The organism is Hungatella sp. SL.1.14 (assembly GCF_024460495.1).
Classification (GTDB): domain Bacteria; phylum Bacillota; class Clostridia; order Lachnospirales; family Lachnospiraceae; genus Hungatella; species Hungatella hathewayi.
Map to the genome: position 1 here is coordinate 1 of NZ_JANFYJ010000061.1, position 4133 is coordinate 4133.

Annotated in this window: 3 protein-coding genes; all 3 read left to right on the forward strand. The window is 41.6% G+C overall.

Features of this window, described 5'->3' with window-relative positions; genetic code table 11:
• Nucleotides 1-148: 148 nt before the first annotated feature.
• The 3 genes from NE473_RS29665 to NE473_RS29675 are packed head-to-tail and all read left to right on the forward strand — an operon-like array spanning nucleotide 149 to nucleotide 4042.
• Nucleotides 149-2050, forward strand: a complete 1902-nt coding sequence (locus NE473_RS29665; RefSeq protein WP_256265521.1) for a tyrosine-type recombinase/integrase — start codon at nucleotides 149-151, stop codon at nucleotides 2048-2050.
• Nucleotides 2047-3015: a tyrosine-type recombinase/integrase gene (locus NE473_RS29670; protein WP_256265522.1), complete on the forward strand. Its 969-nt coding sequence runs from the start codon at nucleotides 2047-2049 to the stop codon at nucleotides 3013-3015. Before NE473_RS29665 ends, NE473_RS29670 begins: the two co-directional genes overlap by 4 nt.
• Nucleotides 3005-4042, forward strand: a complete 1038-nt coding sequence (locus tag NE473_RS29675) for a tyrosine-type recombinase/integrase (protein ID WP_256265523.1) — start codon at nucleotides 3005-3007, stop codon at nucleotides 4040-4042. Before NE473_RS29670 ends, NE473_RS29675 begins: the two co-directional genes overlap by 11 nt.
• Nucleotides 4043-4133: the final 91 nt, after the last annotated feature.

Below are 4133 nucleotides of genomic sequence, written 5' to 3' on the forward strand. Positions count from 1 at the left end.
GAGGCTTTATACTCATATTTTTATAATGTTGATTTTTTAAATTATTTTCCATAAATCCTCACTTTCTTGTAAAAAAGATGAGCATTATCAGATACGCTATTATCAGGTTTTCCCCTCGAATGGGAAAACGGAAAGGAGCGCATTTGATATGCAAATAAACTATTTAGATGCTATTTCATCAGTTCTCAATATGATGAAACAGCCAGACAGTGCATGTAAAAATATAGACATGCACAGAACCTGTTATGCTACACTCTTCAAGTACCTGATGGATAAGGGCATTCCTTTTTCAATGGATGCCGCACTGGATTGGCTTGAGATTAAAAAACGAGAAATTTCCTATGAGACGTGTTCTCAATATAGAAATGCCCTGTTCCGCCTCGAGCATTACCTGCTCTTTGGAGATATCAAAAGTTCTTTCTGCCGCTCAGAAGACAGTTTTTTCTGCCGGAGCGGAATATCGGAATCCTTTTTTCGCCTGACATATGAGCTGAAAGAATACTATGCGACCACACAGAATCCCTGCTATTACCATACGTATTCTGTTGCCATCAAGGAGTTCTTCAGGCTTGCTACTTCCCTGGGAGTTACAGAGCCAGAAGCAATAACCATAGATACTCTTATCGAATACTGGAATACTTACTGCAAATCCTGTAAATCTCTTGCCAGACGTCAGAACGCCGTATGTGCCATGACAGCACTTATGAAATATCTTCACCGCAGAGGTGATGTGCCAGAGTGTTACCAGCGGGTTCTTTTTGGTGAGAACGTTGAAATACTGCTTGAGATGAGACTTTCTAAAACAGGTACCGCATTTCATCCGAGTATACCTCTCGCTCTTAAAGCTGATGAATATCTTGACGCTTTGGACGATTGGAAATACATGAAATCATCAAAAGCTGTTTATCGCAATGATTTCACATGGTATTTCATGTTCCTGGAACTTAACCATCTGGAACACTCGGCAGAAACTGTGACATCATGGATAGATATACTCCCGGATTGCCCGAATCAGATCAAAGCCAGCAGTTCCGGATCAGCTCATCGTTCACACACTATCAGAATGTTTGAAAAGTATCTCCAGGGCATAATGGAATCCAATATAATCGCTGAGCCGATGCGTGCATCTGATCAGCTTCCATCATGGAGCAAAAGCATCCTTGATGGTTTCATAGAAAGCCGCAGGCGGGATGGAATGACCGATAAGACACTTACCATGTGCAGGGCAGCCGGATGCAGTTTTTTCAAATATCTTGAAGATAATGGAATAGATAATCCAGTCTCCATAACACCCGATGTGGTTAAAGCATTTCATAACCATGATGTCCACTCGACCCCGGAAAGTAAAAATGCATATGGAACCAAGCTTCGTCAGCTTCTACGGTACATGGCTGACCAGGATCTGATTTCACCAACACTTGCTTTTGCAGTATCTGCAAGCTGTGCGCCTCATCGCAGCATAGTTGATGTTCTGAGCGATGCTATGGTCGAGAAAATATATGAATATCGTGAGAAAGCTTCTACCCCTATGGAACTCAGGGACACAGCCATGGTCATGCTTGGACTTCGAATGGGTATCAGGGGAGCAGACATCCTAAAGCTTCAGGTAAATGATTTTGACTGGAAAAACAAAACTGTTTCCTTCATTCAGCAGAAAACAAGCAAAGCAATAACGCTTCCAGTCCCAACGGATGTAGGTAATTCAGTATATAAATACATCATGAATGGACGTCCGGAATCGGCTGTCACAGGCAACGGTTATATATTTATCCGCCATCAGGCACCATATATTCCGCTTAAAGTTACAACGGCGTGCCGTGGAGCTTTAAAAAGAATACTTGCTGAATATGGATTTGAATTATCTGCTGGTCAGGGCTTTCATATGACACGAAAAACATTTGCCACAAGAATGCTTCGGGCAGACAACAAACTTGATGATATTTCCAATGCTCTCGGACATGCACGTCAGGAAACAGCAGAGGTATATCTTGAACGTGACGAAGATAAAATGAGGCTCTGCCCTCTGGAATTTGGAGGTGTTTTATCATGACATACATTTTTGAGAGCGGTCTGGCACATCATATCGAAGGACTTATACAGCAAAAACGAGCTGATGGATATGCCTATAATTCCGAAGAAAAGCTATTAAAACGCTTTGATACCTTTTGCGTACAGAATTATCCGGAACTGACAACAGTCACCTATGAAATGGCAGCCAAATGGTCAGAAGCCAGACCGGGCGAAGGAGATGCCTATCATAATCGCCGTATGTCGATGGTGAAGGTGCTGAGTGAATATATCCTTTCCCTTGGTCAGGAAGCATACATTCCTAATTTTTTCTGCAAGGCTTACCGTCCGGTTCTTTACATTCCATCAAAAGAGGAAGTTAAGGAACTGCTACAGAAAATGGATATCCGCACGTCTCATAATTCAGAGCAATTTAGACTCGATAGAGAGTGCAAGATTCTTTTTCTCCTATATTTTTGCTGCGGTCTGCGTCTGTCAGAAGGGCGATTGCTAAAATGGGAGCACATAGACCTAGATAAAGGAATCCTTACTGTCCTTGGCTCAAAAGGTAACAAGGACCGCCTTGTATATCTTCCACAGGATAGCCTTCCGGTACTTAAAAACTATAAAGAACGTCAGGAAATGCTTTTCCCCGGAATTGACTGGGCTTTTCCGGGAAAAGATCCACATAAGCCTGTTTCGTGCTCTGGAGTAGAATCAAGTTTTAACCGCCATTGGGCTATGCTTCCGGTTGCCAAGACGATTGATAAACATCCGACACCCCACTGTTTACGCCATGCTTTTGTAGTAGAGAGATTTAATGAGTGGATGCATCAGGGAATTGATACAAACACTATGCTCCCATATTTAAGCAGATACCTTGGACACAAAAGTCCTGATGAAACGTATTATTACTATCATCTTGTAGAAAAGGCATTTGATACTATCCGAGAGAAAGATTCAGTGTCTGGAAAGGTCATTCCGGAGGTGATTCCCTATGAAGAATAAATCAGCAAAGATATCGACTGATCAGCTGTTCTTTTCTCACACATGGAACTTTCTAAACGTTTATTTGGTAAAGCAGGTCGGACGCAGTCAGGCTACAGCAGAATCCTACAGAGATTCCCTTACAATATTTAAAAACTACCTTGTAGGTGAATTAGGTAAATCCATAAGCACCTTTCAGTTTTCTGATTGTACCAAAGAATGTATTTATAATTTCAGAGAATATCTGCTTGCAAATGGCAGCCAGCCATCAACTGTAAATGTAAGAGTCGCGGCTATCCGTGCCTATCTGAACTATGCCTCGGATATGGACATATCAGTCCAGTCAGTTGCCCTGGCGATCAGTCAGATCTCACCATGCAAAACCATTAAAAAGGAAAAACCTATTCTGTCCGATGATGCACTTGCTGCAATACTGTCTGCACCGCCGAATACGAAATTCGGTGTACGAGACCGTGCTATTTTGATTCTTCTCTACGATACAGCTGTAAGAATCAGTGAGCTGCTTAATATTCGCCTATGTGATATCGCAATGGAATCAAAATATCCAAATATTTTCATAACCGGCAAAGGTAATAAAGAGAGAACCATACAATTAACAGCTAAAGCAGTCGAACACCTTAGGGAATATATACGTGTATATCACAGTAATTCTTCCAAAGAAGCATACTTATTTTCCACAACGATAAAAGGTGTAACAGACAGGATGTCCGTTGGAAATGTCCAGCGGATTATAAAAAAATATGCAGCTCTGGTCAGTGAAAAAGGGATTAGTCTTCCAGATTCGGTTCACTGTCACATGTTCCGCCGAACCAGAGCCACAAATCTTTATCAGGATGGAATCGCCATTGAGCTTGTTTCTACAGTGTTAGGACATGCCAGAACTGATACAACCAAAAGCTACTATGCAAAGCCATCTGTTGAACAGCTTAGAGATGCAATGGAATCTGTTCCAACACCTGTATCTGATGAAGCACCAATGTGGGAAGACAACGAAGATGAAATGGCAAGACTTTGTGGATTGCGCTAACGAATAATGCTCATCTTTTAGTAGAAAGACGTCTTATTTCTCAGCATTCTTTAAAATGATTAACATTTTGGAATGCTGAGTATAACGCTTC